Raw genomic sequence first — 17,021 nt, 5'->3', positions numbered from 1 at the left:
CTCATTTATTTACCCCTTGTTGCGAATCGCTCATGACAATTGCACCTCCTCGCTCCACCATCACGGCGGTTGGCCGTCTTCTTTCCATCGATGCATTGAGAGGCATGGTGATTCTGTTCATGCTGCTCGACCATGTCCGTGAAACCTTCTTTCTGCATCGACAGGTGTCCGATCCCATGGACATCGCCACGACCGAGCCGGCGTTATTTTTCAGTCGGACCCTGGCTCATTTGTGCGCGCCGATCTTCGTCCTGCTCACCGGCCTGTCGGCCTGGTTGTATGGTGAGAAATACGCGGGACAAGCGGACGTTTGCAGCTTTCTGTTCAAGCGAGGTCTGTTTCTGGTAGTGCTTGAGTTCACCTTGGTGAACTTCGCGTGGACGTTCCAGTTTCCACCGACGGTCATTTACTTGCAGGTGATATGGGCCATCGGTTTGAGCATGATTGCTCTGTCGGCGATGGTCTGGCTGCCGCGCCCGGTGCTGTTGTTATTGAGCCTGACGATTATCGCCGGCCACAATCTGCTGGATGCTCTGCACTTTCCGATTGATTCGGCGATGCACGTGCCATGGGCCATTCTCCATGACCGTGGCTGGATCGAATTGTCCGAAGGGCTACGATTGCGCACCTCCTATCCCGTGTTGCCCTGGATAGGTGTTATAGGCTTGGGTTATGCCCTCGGGCCGTGGTTCGGGCGGATGACGGATGCCCGGACACGCCAGCGCAAGCTATTGCTGTGTGGTGTCGCGGGCCTGACGGGGTTCATTGCACTGCGACTGGTCAATGGATATGGCGAGAAGCCTTGGAGTGTCGGCGACACGGCCCTGCAGACGCTGATGAGTTTCTTCAATATCACCAAATATCCGCCGTCATTGCTGTTTATCGCGCTAACCCTGAGCGTTGGATGCTTGCTGCTGTTGGCGTTTGAACAGCTGCAAAAAAGTACGTGGCTGCGTCCCTTGACGGTGTTCGGATCGGCACCGATGTTCTTCTATCTGCTGCACCTTTACGCGTTGAAGGTTTTGTACGTCATCGCGGTAGCCCTGTTCGGCTTGAACCAGGGGGTCTGGTTCGGTTTCTCCTCGGTAGGCGCTGTCTGGCTGGCGGCCGTGTTGCTGATCATCGCGATTTACTGGCCGGTGAGCGGGTTCTCCAGCCTCAAGGCGCGGCGTCGGGATATCGCCTGGCTCAAGTATCTGTAACACCGTTTTCTGTGCACTTTTATAAAGCCCCGGGGCAACTCTCTGCACTATGGGAAGGCAAACGCCCCGTTTTCAACGAGGTGGGTTTCATGGTTGTGCAACCGATAACCAGGTCGGGAAAGCGACCGTGAAACCCCACTCCAGCGCCTTAAAACCGCGTTCCTGTCGTGTTCAGAAGCATCACCATCGCCGTCTGGCACAAAATCTGCAAGACACTGATCAGGCCCACCGCGAACGCAATCGAGTGGGCAGCCCCCTCGGTCAACGACGATCGATTGGCCGAACAGGTCGTGGGCAACATCGGTGGATCAGGCAGAGACGTCTGGTTTCAACACCGCAAAAGAACAGGCAAAGACGCCTGGAACCGAAAGGTTTCAGGCGTTTTTTTTTGCTTTTTGAACCGTGATGGGCTTTAGCCGGGTGCTTCTTATGAATTCCAATGTTGCCACGTTGAACAAGCTGCAAACGCTGATCGTGATCGGCAATGGCATGGTCGGACATCATTGTGTCGAACAGCTGATCGAGCGGGGCGCACTTGACCATTATCGGTTGCACGTCTTCAGCGAGGAGCCGATGCGTGCCTACGACCGCGTGCATCTTTCGGAGTATTTCTCAGGTCGCGATGCCGAGTCGCTGGCGCTCGGTGACGCATCTCTTTACCAGACGCCAGGGGTGACGTTGCACTTAGGTGTGCCGGTGCTTGAAATCGACCGTGTGCGTCGTCAGGTGATTACCTCGCAAGGCAGTGTCACCTACGACAAACTGGTCCTGGCCACCGGCTCCTACCCGTTTGTGCCACCGATTGAAGGCGCCGAGGGCGACTCACGCCTGGTGTATCGCACCCTGGAAGACCTCGACGCCATTCGCGCCGCGGCTGCCAACGCCCGGCGCGGCGTGGTGGTGGGCGGTGGCTTGCTGGGCCTGGAAGCCGCCAACGCGCTGAAAAGCCTGGGCCTGGAAGCCCATGTGGTGGAATTCGCCCCGCGCCTGATGCCGGTGCAGTTGGACGATCTGGGCGGCCGTGCACTGAAGGCGCAAATCGAGCGGTTGGGCGTCAGCGTGCATTTGTCGCGTGGGACTCAATCGATCAGCGCGGGCGAGGATTACCGTTACCGGATGAATTTCGGCAATGACGAATTCCTTGAAACCGACCTGATCGTGTTCTCCGCCGGTATCCGCGCGCAAGATGCGCTGGCCCGTCAATGTTCGCTGGAAGTCGGCCCGCGCGGCGGCGTGGTGATCGACAACCAATGCCTGAGCAGCGACCCGAACATCTACGCCATCGGCGAATGTGCTGCATGGAATGGCAGCATTTTTGGTCTGGTCGCGCCGGGTTACCAAATGGCCCGTGGCGTTGCCGCATTGCTGTGCAATGAGACCGCCGAGCCGTTCATGGGCGCGGACATGTCGACCAAGCTCAAGCTTCTGGGCGTCGATGTCGGTTCCATCGGCGACGCTCACGGCAACACCCCTGGCGCGCGCAGCTATCAGTTCATCGACGAAACCACGGCCAGCTATCGGCGATTGGTGGTGGATGTCACGGGCAAGCATGTGCTCGGTGCGGTGCTGATCGGTGACAACAGCTATTACGACACGCTGCTGCAATACATGCAGAACGCGATTGCTTTGCCGTCCGAACCCGCCAGCCTGATTTTGCCGTCGTCCGAAGGTGCTCCGACCCTGGGCCCGGGCGCGCTGCCCGAGTCGGCCACGGTGTGCTCGTGCCATAACGTCACCAAGGGTTCGATCTGCTCGGCCATCGACGGCGGGTGCACCGATCTGGGCCAGCTCAAGTCGCAGACCAAGGCTTGTACCGGGTGCGGTGGCTGCGCCGGTCTGCTCAAGCAAGTCTTCGAGCATGAGTTGATTGCCCGTGGCGTCAGTGTCGACAAAAGCCTGTGCGAACACTTCGCCTATACCCGTCAGGAACTCTACGCGCTGGTGCGGGTAGAAGGGGTGATCACCTTCGAAGAACTGCTGGCCAAGCATGGCCGTGGTCACACCGGGTGCGACGTCTGCAAACCGGCGGTGGGCTCGATTCTCGCGTCGTGCTGGAACCAGCCGATCATGGACGCTTCGCTGGTGCCGCTGCAGGACACCAACGACACCTTCATGGCCAACATGCAGAAAAACGGCACCTATTCGGTGGTGCCGCGCATTCCCGGCGGCGAGATCACCGCCGACAAATTGATCGCGATTGGCGTGGTGGCGAAGAAATACGACCTCTACACCAAAATCACCGGCGGCCAGCGTATCGACTTGTTCGGCGCTCAATTGCACCAGTTGCCGGAGATTTGGGCCGAGCTGATCGAAGCGGGTTTCGAAACCGGGCATGCCTACGGCAAATCGACCCGCACGGTGAAGTCTTGCGTCGGCAGCACCTGGTGCCGTTACGGCGTACAGGACAGCGTCCAGATGGCCTTGACCATCGAGGATCGCTACAAGGGTTTGCGCTCGCCGCACAAGCTCAAGTTCGCCGTCTCCGGGTGCACCCGTGAATGCGCCGAGGCCCAGAGCAAAGACGTTGGCGTGATCGCCACCGAGAAAGGCTGGAACCTCTACGTGGCCGGAAACGGCGGCATGCGTCCGCGTCACGCCGAGCTGTTCGCGACCGACCTCGATGATGAAACCCTGATCCGCTACATCGACCGTTTCCTGATGTTCTACATCCGCACCGCCGACAAATTGCAGCGTACATCGGTGTGGCGCGAAAGCCTGGAAGGCGGTCTGGATTACCTCAAGGAGGTGATCATCCACGACAGCCTCGGGCTGGGCGCGGAGCTTGAATCGCAGATGCAGTTGGTAGTCGACCGCTATGAATGCGAATGGGCCAATGCGCTCAAAGACCCGGAAAAACTCAAGCGCTTCCGTACCTTCGTCAACGATAAACGCCCGGACCCGGACATCCATTTTGTCCAGGAACGCGGTCAGCGTCGTCCGATCATGGCGGCCGAACTCAACCTTATCCCTGTTACCGAGGAGATTGCCTGATGAGCCAGTCCAATACCCAACGCGCCGATTCCCAGGACAACACCGATGCCTGGCAAAAGGTGTGCGAGCAACAGGATCTGGTCAGCAACTCCGGCGTCGTCGTCTGGCTAGACGGCGCACAAGTGGCGCTGTTCTACCTGCCGAGTGCCCAAGGCAAGACCCTCTACGCCATTGATAACTATGACCCGCAATCGGGTGCGAATGTCATCGGCCGTGGATTGGTAGGCAGCATCAAGGGCGATCTGGTCGTTGCATCACCGATCTACAAGCAGCATTTCCGCCTTGAGGACGGCAGTTGCCTCGAGTATCCGCAACAGCAACTGCGTGTCTGGCCCGTGCGGTTGAACGGCGGCATGGTGGAAGTCGGGATGGCCTGATGGCGTTCAACAACGTCGCGCAACAGGATCGGAGGCATATATGAAAACAGCCGCACAGTTGCTGAAACTGAAAGTCGTGCAAAACCAGCAAGTGCACAGCATCGCGCCGGACCAAATGGTCCTTGAAGCGCTGAAGATGATGGCCGAGAAAAATGTTGGCGCGCTGCCCGTCATTGAAGCGGGGCAGGTGGTGGGCGTCATCAGTGAGCGCGACTATGCGCGCAAGGTCGTGCTACAGGGACGCTCTTCGGTCGGTACGCCGGTGCGCGACATCATGAGCGCGCCCGTTGTGACTGCCAGCAGCCAACAGAGCATCGAGCGCTGCATGGCGGTCATGACCGACAGCCATCTGCGCCACCTGCCAGTGCTGGAGGGTGGTGAGCTGATCGGTCTGTTATCGATTGGCGACCTGGTCAAAGAGGCCATCGTCGAGCAGGCCGATTTGATTCGGCAGCTGGAGCACTACATACGCGGGCATTGATTCGATACGGGGCACCGGGGGCGTTCAAGCGCGGAAACAGGCAAACCGCCTTGCAGAATTTTTTTTGAAATCAAGGGGTTGTCAGCCTCGGGAAATCAGTACATAATTCACGCCATCGAAAGCACTGACCGCTGAAAAAGCTCAATGTTTTCAAGGAGTTAGATCATGAATCTAATTCCAAGTTTGTACGCGTTTGGTGTTGTGCTACATGACATCAGATGTTTGAGGCCGAGTAGCAAAATGGTTATGCAGTGGATTGCAAATCCACCTACGCCGGTTCGATTCCGACCTCGGCCTCCACTTTAAACAAGCTCCGTAGATCTATGATTTACGGAGCTTTTTTATTTGCGCTGTGCTGCAAGATTTAGTCTTGAAAAGGGCATTTGCGAACTTGCTTCACCGGGGCGGGATGTATATATTTCCTCCTCTGCTGCAAAAGCGTCAGAACTGCCAATTCGTTATTTGACAGTCTCGGACCGCTTCACCGCGCTACCGCCCGAATGGCGAAACTGGTAGACGCATGGGACTTAAAATCCCCCGCTCGTAAGGGCGTGCCGGTTCGATTCCGGCTTCGGGCACCATCTAAAATCAAGGGTTTGCGGGCGAAAGCTGATGCAAGCCCTTGTTTGTTTCTGCTTCGCTACTTTCTATTTGCTCCGCATCTTCGGTGGTTGAAAGCTCCCACTATTTGGGTCGTATTGCTGGCATTGCTTCGAGCGTTTCGAGATTCAACAGGGTGAAATAACCACAATCTGGCTTCCAGCCCGCCGTGTCGATGTGAATGACATTGCCAAGGCTGACAGGTTTACGGAGCGGTGTATGACCTACAACCAATGCCCGTATGCCGTCCACGCCTTGCATCTCAAGCTGATCGATCCGCCTTCGTGACCACATGCAGCGGTTCTGCACTTGCGTCAGACGCTGATTGTTTTCTGGCGTTACCAGTTCCTTTTGCAGCTCCTCCCATGACGGAAACGGGCAATCAGCGTGCACGATGCCGATCAGGCCTTGAGCTGTTTCGACTTCGATCGCGATAGGGAGCTCGGCGAACCGCGCTGCCATTTCTTGCTGCTCGAGCAGCGATAGGCTCGTGAACCATGAGCCGCCGTTGCAGATCCAGCTGTCGACGTCGCAGGTATCGAAGCAAACTACGTAATCATCATGGTTGCCGCGCACCGGGTGGAACCATGGCTTGTCCAGCCATGTGAGCACGTCCAGGCACTCCGGCCCGCGATCAATCAGATCGCCAACACTGAACAGGCGATCTATCGAGGGGTTGAACCCGGCCGCATCCAGAGCGGCCTGCAACCGAGAGAAATGGCCATGAATATCGCCGACCGCAACATCTCGACCAGCAGCGTTTGCGGTAAAGCGTTTTACGCGCGACAGCTCTTTAGTTTCGAGCATGGGAAGGCCTCATCCGCCGCTACCCGATCGTTTTGGTACTCGGTTGAGTTTAGGTCAGGACGTGATGGGGGGCGGTCACGTGGCGGCACCAGGTTCGGTGGCGAGCAAAGTGATGGTTTTTCGCTGCTGCGGACTTAGTTGGCGTTTCGGTTCAATTGCCGCGTCGGGCATCATCTAGAATCAAGGGTTTGCGGTCGAAAGCTGATGCAAACCCTTGCTTGTTTCTGTTCGGCTATTTTGAGTGGGCGGCGCTTTCAATTTTTATCGTCAGTAGCCGAATCTGCCTGCCGTCGATCCGCGCCAGAAGGGTTTCCCGTGTCTACAAGCCTCCTCTCTACCAAGACATTGTGAAGTGCTGCCCGATCCGTAGGGTCCAGCTGATGCTCTCTCTCCTTGAGTTCAAGCAAGATTGGGCTGGACCAGGCGCGATAGGTTTTCTCGGCGATACGAATGGGTGTCATCTGTCTCCTCCTTGATCAGTACCCGTTAACGATGATGCGATAGAACCCTAGCCGAGGAACCTGTTTGTCGCCAACAAATGGTGGGGGCAATTGTGCCCGGGCACGCTGGCGGCGCTATTGATTGTATAGTCAAACAGTATATTGACCGGCGCAGGTTTATCTAATCTAAGGAGTTGTGTTGTCTGAATAAAAAAAATAAAAGAGGTGGAAGTTATGCCTAAGTTATTCGCCGCCATGACCGTAGCACTATTTCTGGCCGGGTGCTCTTCCGGGCACCAAGCCCCCAATGACGCCCACACTCCTGCACCTCCGGGTGCGAAGCAATTAAGTGGCGCCGAGATACAGCAGACGTTGATTGGTCGTAAGCTCACCAGCGTAACGGCGACGGGACACGATTTTTGGGAAACCCTGAGTCCAGACGGGGCCGCGAAAATCCAGATCAAGGGAGATAATGTGGAAAAGGGCAGTTGGACTGTCTCCGGCGACGTCATCTGTATCAACTATAAAAAGTACGGTGAGGAATGCAACACAGCGCACAGCGATGGTGTTTCGGTTTGGCTTGTAGATCAAAAGAAAAAGGTAACTAACAATAAGTTCAGTGTGCACTAGTTTGGGATTACTAACTAACGCACACCCGTGATCTTATGTGTTCCGATTTCAACCTTCGTTCGCCCAGACACCAGTAGCGGCTGTGCGCCGAACATAGTCGGTGAAGTCTCGCGCCGGCCGACCCAGCGCTTGCTGCACGCCATTGGCAATCGGTATGTTGCGGCCATCGAGCACGGTGGTGAAGAGATACAGCACCAAATCGATCAGTTGAGTTGGAAGCTGCGCCTGTTCCAACGCCTGGCGATAGTCGTCCCCCGGCACTTCGGCGAAGCGGATATCGCGTTTTGTCTCACGGGCAATTTCAGCGACGGCCACGGCAAGGGGCGGTTTACTGGCCCTGCGGGTATTTCCAGAGAGCGATGCGCAGCAAGTTCAGGACTCCGCGTTTTTGATCTGGCACCTGGGAGAGGCGACGATGCGACTGGCCATTTCCTGCGCACCCGAAGAGGGGCGTCGTTTGGTAGAGGCCTTCAAACGCATGCCACTGCGCGAAATAGTGGAGCCAAGGACCATGAACACAGCCGGTTCGTAGCTATTTCTGTTTCCAGTGCCCACCGCCGGTTTCGCAATCGACCTTGGCTTGCGCCAGGTTTTCAGCGCCGTAGTAATAAGTGGTGATCTGGGCATTGTCAGGGATGTTGAACGCGTCGCTGTTCTTGTCCTTACTCATCGACTGAGGGTTCGCCAGGGACTCTGGAGTCAATGTGCCCAGGCAGGTCGCCTGATAATGATCGCCGCATTGCTCGACTTTTTTCTTGGTGCTGGTCAGCATTTCCTTACTTTCGTTGCTGCAAGACCAATCGATGGCGTCGACCGGCATGCCTTCGTATTCATAGCAGGTATGGGATTCGACCACTGGGACGGAAGGGCTCTGGGACCGGGTCAAGACGTCACATCCTTGAGCCATCACCCATGCCGGGCTCAGGCTGGCGATCAGAAGCAGAAGTCTACTGTTCATCAGGATTTCCTCTCCAATAGCGCCCTGCGTGCTTACCCAGGGTCTATAAGTTTCGAAAGGTGATGAGTCGCCTCGTTCAATCCGATTGTCTGTGGGTAGGTGTTGGGCGGCCGGGCCGGGTTGATTCGGCTCAGCCGCTGAAGCTGACAACTAAACGAATGGTTGACCGGTAAAGCCCCGAGGCAATCTTTGCAGGCCGGCCATGTCGGTCAGTCGCTGGGTCCAGGTTGCGCGCCAGTCATTGCCGGTGTGGATGACTTTGGCTTTGCGTGCGGCGCGGCGCGCAGCGTTGCGTTGGTCCTTGCGTGCGTCTTTAAACGCATCGGTGTTTCGGCAGCTTCTGCATTTCACGCGATTAAGTTCGCGGGTTGAAGTGAGGTTGCTGCCCTTGTGACCGCAGGCCAGGTGCCCGCCGACTTTGAAGTGAGTGATCATCAAAACGTCTCCTTTGTGACGTGTGATCGTTTGACCTCCCGCGGGCATCGACGTTCGTCGACCGTACGAGAGACAAAAAAATGGCCCGCATGCGGGCGGGCCAAGGGGTTCATCAGAAGGAGTGGTTGCACTGTAGGACGTCAGTTGTGAAAGCTGTGTGAAAGGGAGAACCCACAACGAAAAATCCCGACGCAAGGCCGGGTTGGGGATATCAGGGGGAGCCGATCAGGCAAGGACGCACTCGGTGACGATAACGTCGCCGTTCATGCGTCCTGAATCAGGACATGACCTCGAATCGAGTGTCCCGGTCGAATCATCTGAACCGCGGTAGAGGCGGGTCGACAGGTTTGAGCGAAGACAGCGTATTGCGGATCAGCGGCGCGTCTTTCTCGATGTCGTTCAGGCGATCACGAATTCTGAGGGCCGTTGGGTGCCCGCCTTGATGATCGACCCAGTCGGCGATTTCCTTGCACGCCGCTGCCAGGCGAGCCTGGCGGGAGTCAAGCAGGGTGAGCAGGGTGGTGATGGACTCTTTTTCGGACATGGCAAACACCTCCGTTCAAGAAACCTGTAAAGGGCAGCAAAAAGCCCGCTGGGAGCGAGCTTTCTGCCGATGGGTGTTACTGAATCCTTAAGCTCAATTCATTATAGACCCGGAAATGGCAGGCGAATTGTCAGCTTTGCTGGGCGGTCATTTGCGACCTGGCATTCAGCTGCAGGCAGACTCGCTGGGCATCTTCTTCAATATCGAAGCCGTCACCGAGAAAACCGTGAGTCCGAGTATCGAAGACGCGGTACCAGACAGCGGCGTCAGGTGGCAGGTGACTGACCTCTCCGGCTCGGCGGCCATGAATGATGATCTTGTTGCAACGCTTCACAACGAATATGTCTTCCATGGCTTCACCGCAGTTGCTTCGTGTCACAACAAGGATAGAAGCCATTTGCAATCATGCAAAAAATAGACAGGTCAGTTCGTCGGGTGATCAACTCGCACTGGCCGTTTCAGACAGCTGTTCGAGAAACATCGCCAGCGCAACTTCTTCGGCCTTGAGCCCCTTGCGTATCCGCGCTTTCGGCAGGTCGGCGAGGGCACCCAGCATGAAGCCTTCGACCACCGCAGGGTGGATGTAGCACTTGCGGCACACCGCAGGCGTGTTGCCTAACTGGCGAGCCACATTTTTCACGGTCTCCACCACATGCCGCTTGGCGTCCGATTCGGGCTCCCATTGCAACTCCCGCAGCACCGCCAACGCCAAGGCGCTTCCCGCCCAGGTGCGATAATCCTTGGCGGTGAAGTCGGCACCGGTCAGCGTTTGCAGGTAGCTGTTCACATCGGAGGAACTGACCGTGTGGCGTTCGCCGTTTTCATCCAGATACTGAAACAGGTTTTGTCCCGGGATATCCAGGCAGCGTTTGACCACCCGTGCCAGGCGCCTGTCCTTGACGGTGATCTGGTGCTCGATCCCGCTTTTGCCACGGAACTGGAACTGGATGGCCGAGCCGTTGACCTCGACATGACGGTTGCGCAGCGTAGTCAGTCCGTAGGAATGGTTATCTCGGGCGTACTGGGTGTTACCCACGCGGATCAGCGTCGCATCGAGCAAGGTAATCACCGTGGCCATGACCTTGTCGCGACTGAAGCCGGGGGCGGCCAACAGGGCTTCCAGTTGTTTGCGCAGTTTTGGCAGGGCCAGGCCGAAGTCCCGCAGGCGCGAGTATTTGTCAGCATCGCGCACTTCCCGCCAGCGCGGGTGATAACGGTATTGCTTGCGGCCCCGGGCATCGCGCCCGGTGGCTTGAAGGTGCCCGCGCGGGTCGGCGCAGATCCACACATCGGTGTAGGCCGGCGGCACGGCGAGGGCGTTGATGCGTTTGATCTCGTCCGGATCGGTGATGCGTTGCCCTGCCGGATCGAAGTAGCAGAACTTGCCGCGCAGTTTTTTGCGGGCGATTCCGGGAAGGGTGTCATCGACGTAATGCAGGTCGGATGGCAGCACATCGGTCAGCGCGGTATCGGGCATGGTGAACATCCTGGACAACGAATCGAGGGCCGTACAGCCATTGACCGCAGCCCCACGCAGTCGTGCCAGCGGATTTACGCCAGCACCGCCACCGCTTTGATCTGTGCCCAAAGTTGCTGGCCGGGATGCACGCCCAATTGGTCGCGGGAATAGCGGGTGATCCGCGCCAGCAGCGGTGTGCCCGCAGCGTCCAGTCGAATCAGTACGTGTGCCGCGTTGTCGGCACCCATTTCACTGATCACGGTGACCGGCAGGCGATTGAGGATGCTGCTTTGCTCGACGCTGTGCAGGCTCAGGCTGACATCCCGCGCCTGAACTTTGCAGCGAAGGGCCTGGCCGGGATTCATCGGCGTGTGAGCCACGCGAATGTTCAGGGCCGTACTGGGTAGCTGCAGCGTCAGCAACTGATAATCGGCGTCATAAGCACTGACGTGCCCCTCGATGACCACGCCAGCGTCATCCCCAAGCGCCAGGGGCAAGTCGAGCCGCGCCAGGGTTTCGCCGATGGGGCCGCTGGCCAGGGCCTTGCCGTTGCTGAGCAGGACGAGGTGGTCGGCCAGCCGCGCCACTTCATCCTGGGAATGACTGACGTACAGCACCGGGATGTCCAGTTCGTCGTGCAGTCGTTGCAGGTAGGGCAGGATTTCGCCTTTGCGCTGGGCGTCGAGTGCCGCCAGCGGTTCGTCCATCAATAACAACTGCGGGCTGGTGAGCAGGGCGCGGGCGATGCCGATCCGCTGCCGCTCACCGCCCGAAAGGTTGTGTGGATGACGGTCCAGCAGATGGCCGATCCCGAGCAGTTCGGTGGCGTGCGCCATATCGACCCGACGCTGTTGTTTCGGGATTCGCTTGAGACCGAATTGCAGATTCGCCAGCACCGAAAGGTGAGGGAACAGGCTCGCTTCTTGAAACACGTAACCCAGCGCGCGCTTGTGTGGTGGTACGAAAATTTTCTTGGCGCTGTCTTGCCAGACTTCGTCGTTGACCTGGATGAATCCCTGTTCGGCCCGTTCCAGACCCGCGATGCAACGCAGGCAAGTGGTCTTGCCCGAACCGGAGTGACCGTAAAGTGCGGTCACCCCACGACCGGGCAATTGCAGATCCACGTCCAGGACGAACCCCGAATACTTCAGTTTCAGACGCGTATGAATCATCGATCAGCTCCAGCCTGCTTTGGTTTTACGGCTGGAGTAGAGTGCCAGCAATACGACAAAGGAAAAAACCAGCATCGCCCCGGCCAGCCAATGGGCCTGAGCGTATTCCATGGCCTCGACGTGATCGTAGATCTGCACCGAAACCACGCGGGTCTTGTCGGGAATGTTGCCGCCGATCATCAGCACCACGCCGAACTCACCAACGGTGTGGGCAAAACCGAGAATGGCCGCGGTGATGAAGCCCGGTCGGGCGAGTGGCAGGATCACGCTGAAAAAGGTGTCCCAGGGATTGGCGCGCAACGTGGCGGCCACTTCCAGCGGGCGTGTGCCGATGGCGGAAAAAGCGTTTTGCAGCGGCTGGACCACGAATGGCATCGAGTAGATCACCGAGCCGATTACCAGGCCCGCAAAACTGAATGTGAGGGTGCCGAGCCCCAGTGATTGGGTGAAGTGGCCGACAAACCCGTTAGGACCGAGCGCCAGCAACAAATAAAAGCCAATCACCGTGGGTGGCAACACCAGGGGCAGGGCGACGATCGCCCCGACCGGCCCGCGCAGCCAGGAGCTCGTGCGCGACAGCCATAACGCAATCGGAGTGCCGATGATCAGCAGGATGACCGTCGTCAGCGACGCCAGTTTCAGGGTCAGCCAGATGGCGGAAAAGTCGGCACTCGATAGCGTCATTTAGAGTTGGTAACCGTAGGATTTGATGACAGCGGCGGCTTTCGGACCTTTGAGGTAGTCAACCAGCGCTTTGGCGGCCGGGTTGTCCTTACCCTTGTTGAGGATCACCGCGTCTTGTTTGATCGGGTCGTGCATGTCGGCTGGAACGATCCAGGCCGAACCGCCGGTGACTTTGCCGTCTTTGTAGATCTGCGACAAGGCCACAAAGCCGAGTTCGGCGTTGCCGGTGGACACGAACTGGTAAGCCTGGGTGATGTTCTGGCCTTCGACGATCTTGGCTTTGACCTTGTCGGTCAGCCCCAGCTTGGCCAGGACCTGAGTGGCGGCCAGGCCATAAGGCGCGGTTTTCGGGTTGGCGATGGACAGGTGCTGATACTGGTTGTCGCTCAGCACTTTGCCCTTGGCATCGACATAACCGTCCTTGGCCGACCACAGGGCCAGGGTGCCGGTGGCGTAAGTGAAGCGCGAACCCTTGACCGTCTCGCCTTCGGTTTCGAGTTTCTGCGGGGTGGTGTCGTCCGCCGAGAGGAACACTTCGAACGGTGCGCCATTTTTGATCTGGGTGTAGAACTGGCCGGTTGCACCAAAGGAGGTGACCAGTTTGTGCCCGGTGCCCTTTTCGAACTCGGCAGCGATGGCTTGAATCGGTGCGGTGAAGTTGGCGGCTACAGCGACTTGGACTTCATCCGCTTGGGCGGACCCGATGGCGAACACCGCGAGCAGGCTCGCCAGGCAGGTTGGTACAAAACGTGAGGCACGAATGGTCATGAAACGGCTCCGTGGTAGGCAGGTGCAACGAGGGGGTAAACGCTATATAAATAAATATATAGCGAATTGCCTGTAAACGGAACGTATTGGATGCGCTCGTTGAATTCATGCGTGAACCTGTAGCAGCTGCCACAGGCTGCTACAGAGGTTGGCTCAGGAGCGGGTCAACTTCGCCAACCCTTCCTCAGCCAGACGCCGGGTCAATTCCGCCGTCGTCATTTCAACCCCCAACGTAAACGCCTGCCCGGCCCAGAGGTTGCTGAAATCCGCTTCCCCCTTGGCCCGCAACGGCATCAACGCACCACCCGCCAACGGGAAGGCCGGTGCTTTATCGCTCATCGGTCCGAGTTCGCGCATCACTCGATTGAGAATCCCGCGTGCCGGGCGGCCGGTGAAAATGTTGGTGATGGCGGTCTCACTCTCCTTGGCGGTTCGCAAGGCCTTGTGATGTGACGCGCTGACCTTGGCTTCCGGCGTGAATAAATACGCCGTACCCACTTGCACCGCCGAAGCACCCAGCAGGAACGCCGCCGCGACACCTCGTGCATCGGCAATACCACCGGCAGCAATTACCGGCACTTTCACGGCATCGACGATCTGTGGAATCAGCGCAAAGATACCCACCTGGCTGCTCAGGTCATCGCTGAGAAACATCCCGCGATGCCCGCCGGCCTCGTAACCCATGGCGATGATCGCGTCGCAGCCATGCTGCTCCAGCCAGACGGCTTCCGCGACGGTGGTTGCCGAAGACAGCACCTTTGCCCCGGTCGCTTTCACACGATCCAGCAGGGACTTTTCTGGCAGGCCGAAGTGAAAACTCACGACTTCGGGGCGAAACTCTTCGATCACTTCGCAGGTTGCGTTATCGAAGGGCGCGCGATTGGACACCGGCGTCGGCGCGTCGAAATCGACGCCCAGTTCCCGATAATAAGGTTCCAACAGATTTTTCCAGTCTTGAGCGCGTTGCTCATCGGCAGCCGGAGGTTGATGGCAGAAGAAGTTGACGTTGAACGGGCGCTGGCTGTGCTGGCGAATCGTCTTCAGCTCTTCGCGTAACTGCTCGGTGCTCAGCATGGCGGCGGGCATCGAGCCCAGGCCGCCAGCGTTGCTCGCCGCAATCACCATGGCCGATCCGGTGGGGCCGGCCATGGGGGCCTGGATGATCGGCAGTTCGATCCCGAGCAGGTCAAGAATACGTGTATCTGGCCATTGGCTCATTTGAAGGGTTCTCCGACGTAAAAGCAGGGCAGGGACGGTAGAACGGGATTTGTACCAGCAATGACCGGCGCAAGACCAGTCGAGTTTAGTCGCAGGCGAGAGAACCGCCTGTGTTGGCTTAAAGTCGAGTACGGCAAAATGTTGCGTTGTGCTATTCAAATTGCACCACCACTGAGTGAACCCAATAGGAGGCAGCAAATGTTCAAAGGCATTTTGATCGACAAAGACGACAGCGGGTACCGCGCCACACTGCAAGAGATCAATGACGATCAACTGCCCGAGGGCGATGTGACCGTGCGGGTGGCGTACAGCACACTGAATTTCAAGGACGGTCTGGCGATCACCGGCAACAGCCCGGTGGTGCGAAAATTCCCGATGGTGCCGGGGATCGATCTGGCAGGCACTGTCGAAGTCAGTGGGCATCCGGACTACAAGGTGGGTGACCAGGTCCTGCTCAATGGCTGGGGTGTGGGTGAAGGACACTGGGGTGGATTGGCGCAGAAGGCTCGTCTGAAGGGCGATTGGCTGATACCGCTGCCCAAGCAGTCCGCCCAGGCCATGGCCGTCGGCACTGCCGGCTACACGGCGATGCTGAGCATCCTGGCGCTGGAACATAACGGCGTGACGCCGGAACAGGGTGAAGTCCTGGTAACCGGCGCTAACGGAGGTGTAGGCAGTTTCGCCATCGCGCTGCTGAGCAAGCTTGGTTACCGGGTGGTAGCGTCCACTGGCCGCACTTCTGAACATGACTATCTGAAGCAGTTGGGGGCCAGCGAAATCATCGACCGCGCCACGCTGTCCGAGCCGGGTAAACCTTTGGCCAAGGAGCGTTGGGCGGCAGTGATCGACTCGGTCGGCAGTCACACCCTTGCCAACGCCTGTGCCAGCACGAAAGCCAACGGTACGGTGGCGGCGTGCGGTCTGGCACAAGGCATGGACTTCCCGGCTTCAGTCGCGCCGTTCATTTTGCGCGGTGTGACCCTCGCCGGGATCAACAGCGTGACCCAGCCGAAAGCCAAACGAATACTGGCCTGGAATCGTCTGGCCAAGGATCTGGACTTCGCCTTGCTGCCGCTGATCAGTCACGAAATTGGTTTGAGCGAAGCCATCGACGCCGCGCCGCGGTTGCTCGCCGGCCAGTTGCGCGGGCGGGTAGTGGTGGACGTGAACCGCTGATTATTGCGTCTCACGTTCCAGCAACTGTCGCTTGCGTTCCACGCCCCAGCGATACCCCGACAGGTTGCCATCGCTGCGCACTACGCGATGGCACGGAATCGCCACCGCCAGGCTGTTCGCGCCGCAGGCTTGAGCCACGGCGCGCACCGCTTTTGGCGCGCCGATGCGCTGGGCGATATCAGCGTAACTCGCGGTGCTGCCGGCAGGAATCTCCCGCAGCGCTTGCCAGACCCGCTCCTGAAACACCGTGCCGCGTACATCCAGAGGCAAGTCCAGGCCAATGGCCGGGGCTTCGATAAAGCCTACAACCTTGGCGATCAATTGCTCGAATTCGTGATCGGCGCCAATCAGGTTGGCCCGCCGAAACTTGTCCTGCAGATCGCAGACCAGTTGGTGCGGATCATCCCCCAAAAGGATCGCGCAAACCCCGCGTTCACTTTGCGCCACCAGAATCGCTCCGAGGGAGCACTGGCCGACAGCAAAGCGAATGTCGTTGTTCTGGCCGGCCGCGCGGTAATCACCGGGTTTCATGCCCAGTAGCTGATCCGCTGCTTCATAGAAACGGCTGTTGGAATTGAAGCCGGCGTCGTACAGGGCGTCGGTTACAGTGCCTCCGTTTGTCAGACCCTCACGCACCCGGCGTGACCGATGGGCCGCGGCGTAACCCTTGGGCGTCAGGCCGGTGACAGACTTGAATACTCGATGGAAGTGAAAACTGCTGAGACCGGCCGCAGTGGCCAGTTCGCTCAGCGCAGGCAGATTCTCGGCGGTTTCGATCTGGCGGCAAGCCGCAGCGACAGTGGCGGCATGTTGCGCGGCGACGTCGCTTTGATCCTTCGCCGCTCGTTTGCTCGGGCGATAACCCGCTGCCTGGGCCTGTTCAGCGGTGTCGAAAAACTCGACGTTTTGTGGTTTCGGCAAACGCGCCAGGCTGCTGGGGCGGCAATAGATGCCGGTGGTTTTTACCGCATAGACAAACTGCCCGTCTGCCCGAGGGTCGCGAGCGACGACGGCGGCCCAGCGAGGATCGTTCTCGGTGGCGATCGTTGTCGAAGAAGTTGTCATGGCTTCATGTCCGT

The 17,021-nt window shown here is 58.3% G+C and carries 18 protein-coding genes, 2 tRNA genes and 2 pseudogenes; 9 read left to right on the top strand and 13 right to left on the bottom strand.

What is annotated here, in order from left to right; all coding sequences use genetic code 11:
- Window positions 1-32: 32 nt before the first annotated feature.
- The 6 genes from ACA055_RS16410 (at window position 33) to ACA055_RS16385 (ending at window position 5,632) form a co-directional block, all read left to right on the top strand.
- Window positions 33-1,202: an acetyltransferase domain-containing protein gene (locus ACA055_RS16410; RefSeq protein WP_497679598.1), complete on the top strand. Its 1,170-nt coding sequence runs from the start codon at window positions 33-35 to the stop codon at window positions 1,200-1,202.
- 429 nt (window positions 1,203-1,631) lie between these two features.
- Entirely contained in the window at window positions 1,632-4,193 is a 2,562-nt protein-coding gene (gene nirB, locus ACA055_RS16405) for a nitrite reductase large subunit NirB (RefSeq protein ID WP_497679597.1), read from the top strand.
- Entirely contained in the window at window positions 4,193-4,570 is a 378-nt protein-coding gene (nirD, locus tag ACA055_RS16400) for a nitrite reductase small subunit NirD (protein ID WP_497679596.1), read from the top strand. The genes nirB and nirD overlap by 1 nt, the downstream gene beginning before the upstream one ends.
- Window positions 4,571-4,610: 40 nt before the next feature.
- Complete coding sequence (locus tag ACA055_RS16395; protein WP_497679595.1) at window positions 4,611-5,051, top strand: CBS domain-containing protein; 441 nt, start codon at window positions 4,611-4,613, stop codon at window positions 5,049-5,051.
- 226 nt (window positions 5,052-5,277) lie between these two features.
- Window positions 5,278-5,351: transfer RNA gene (locus tag ACA055_RS16390), tRNA-Cys, on the top strand.
- 194 nt (window positions 5,352-5,545) lie between these two features.
- Window positions 5,546-5,632, top strand: a tRNA-Leu gene (locus ACA055_RS16385).
- A 103-nt stretch (window positions 5,633-5,735) separates the two neighbouring features.
- Here ACA055_RS16385 and ACA055_RS16380 read toward each other — a convergent pair.
- Entirely contained in the window at window positions 5,736-6,458 is a 723-nt protein-coding gene (locus ACA055_RS16380; protein WP_497679594.1) for a metallophosphoesterase, read from the bottom strand.
- 254 nt (window positions 6,459-6,712) lie between these two features.
- Window positions 6,713-6,919: a hypothetical protein gene (locus ACA055_RS16375; RefSeq protein ID WP_497679593.1), complete on the bottom strand. Its 207-nt coding sequence runs from the start codon at window positions 6,917-6,919 to the stop codon at window positions 6,713-6,715.
- A gap of 213 nt (window positions 6,920-7,132) precedes the next feature.
- On the opposite strand from ACA055_RS16375, the gene ACA055_RS16370 reads away from it, so the two are divergent.
- Entirely contained in the window at window positions 7,133-7,528 is a 396-nt protein-coding gene (locus ACA055_RS16370; protein WP_497679592.1) for a hypothetical protein, read from the top strand.
- A 48-nt stretch (window positions 7,529-7,576) separates the two neighbouring features.
- Here ACA055_RS16370 and ACA055_RS16365 read toward each other — a convergent pair.
- Window positions 7,577-7,846 (bottom strand): annotated as a pseudogene (locus ACA055_RS16365) (NmrA family transcriptional regulator); the annotation flags it as partial.
- Between the two features lie 4 nt (window positions 7,847-7,850).
- On the opposite strand from ACA055_RS16365, the pseudogene ACA055_RS16360 reads away from it, so the two are divergent.
- Window positions 7,851-8,060: pseudogene (locus ACA055_RS16360) on the top strand (TetR/AcrR family transcriptional regulator); the annotation flags it as partial.
- On the opposite strand, the gene ACA055_RS16355 reads toward ACA055_RS16360, so the two are convergent.
- From ACA055_RS16355 to ACA055_RS16315, 9 genes are all read right to left on the bottom strand, one after another.
- Complete coding sequence (locus tag ACA055_RS16355) at window positions 8,061-8,486, bottom strand: hypothetical protein (RefSeq protein ID WP_497679591.1); 426 nt, start codon at window positions 8,484-8,486, stop codon at window positions 8,061-8,063.
- A gap of 150 nt (window positions 8,487-8,636) precedes the next feature.
- Window positions 8,637-8,921: a hypothetical protein gene (locus tag ACA055_RS16350; RefSeq protein ID WP_497679590.1), complete on the bottom strand. Its 285-nt coding sequence runs from the start codon at window positions 8,919-8,921 to the stop codon at window positions 8,637-8,639.
- 313 nt (window positions 8,922-9,234) lie between these two features.
- A complete protein-coding gene (locus tag ACA055_RS16345) occupies window positions 9,235-9,465 on the bottom strand; it encodes a hypothetical protein (RefSeq protein ID WP_010460746.1) in 231 nt (76 codons plus the stop codon).
- 130 nt (window positions 9,466-9,595) lie between these two features.
- The gene (locus tag ACA055_RS16340) at window positions 9,596-9,817 is read right to left on the bottom strand and encodes a hypothetical protein (protein WP_497679589.1); all 222 of its coding nucleotides are present in this window, start codon (window positions 9,815-9,817) and stop codon (window positions 9,596-9,598) included.
- A gap of 87 nt (window positions 9,818-9,904) precedes the next feature.
- Complete coding sequence (locus ACA055_RS16335; protein ID WP_497679588.1) at window positions 9,905-10,942, bottom strand: DNA topoisomerase IB; 1,038 nt, start codon at window positions 10,940-10,942, stop codon at window positions 9,905-9,907.
- A gap of 74 nt (window positions 10,943-11,016) precedes the next feature.
- A complete protein-coding gene (gene modC, locus ACA055_RS16330; RefSeq protein WP_497679587.1) occupies window positions 11,017-12,096 on the bottom strand; it encodes a molybdenum ABC transporter ATP-binding protein in 1,080 nt (359 codons plus the stop codon).
- 3 nt (window positions 12,097-12,099) lie between these two features.
- Complete coding sequence (gene modB, locus ACA055_RS16325; protein ID WP_497679586.1) at window positions 12,100-12,780, bottom strand: molybdate ABC transporter permease subunit; 681 nt, start codon at window positions 12,778-12,780, stop codon at window positions 12,100-12,102.
- A complete protein-coding gene (modA, locus tag ACA055_RS16320; protein ID WP_497679585.1) occupies window positions 12,781-13,548 on the bottom strand; it encodes a molybdate ABC transporter substrate-binding protein in 768 nt (255 codons plus the stop codon).
- A 153-nt stretch (window positions 13,549-13,701) separates the two neighbouring features.
- Window positions 13,702-14,766 (bottom strand): NAD(P)H-dependent flavin oxidoreductase, encoded by a 1,065-nt coding sequence (locus ACA055_RS16315; RefSeq protein WP_497679584.1) that lies wholly within the window; start codon window positions 14,764-14,766, stop codon window positions 13,702-13,704.
- A 198-nt stretch (window positions 14,767-14,964) separates the two neighbouring features.
- Here ACA055_RS16315 and acuI point away from each other — a divergent pair, with 198 nt between their 5' ends.
- On the top strand, window positions 14,965-15,942 hold the full coding sequence (acuI, locus tag ACA055_RS16310; RefSeq protein ID WP_497679583.1) for an acrylyl-CoA reductase (NADPH): 978 nt from the start codon (window positions 14,965-14,967) through the stop codon (window positions 15,940-15,942).
- On the opposite strand, the gene ada is transcribed toward acuI, so the two are convergent.
- Window positions 15,943-17,007, bottom strand: coding sequence for a bifunctional DNA-binding transcriptional regulator/O6-methylguanine-DNA methyltransferase Ada (gene ada / locus ACA055_RS16305; RefSeq protein WP_497679582.1), 1,065 nt, complete (start codon window positions 17,005-17,007; stop codon window positions 15,943-15,945). It abuts the gene before it with no gap.
- Window positions 17,008-17,021 lie beyond the last annotated feature (14 nt).

It is taken from the genome of Pseudomonas sp. LBUM1657, from assembly GCF_059716075.1.
The sequence above is the reverse complement of the archived record's forward strand: the minus strand, read 5'-3'. Positions and strand labels throughout refer to the sequence as shown.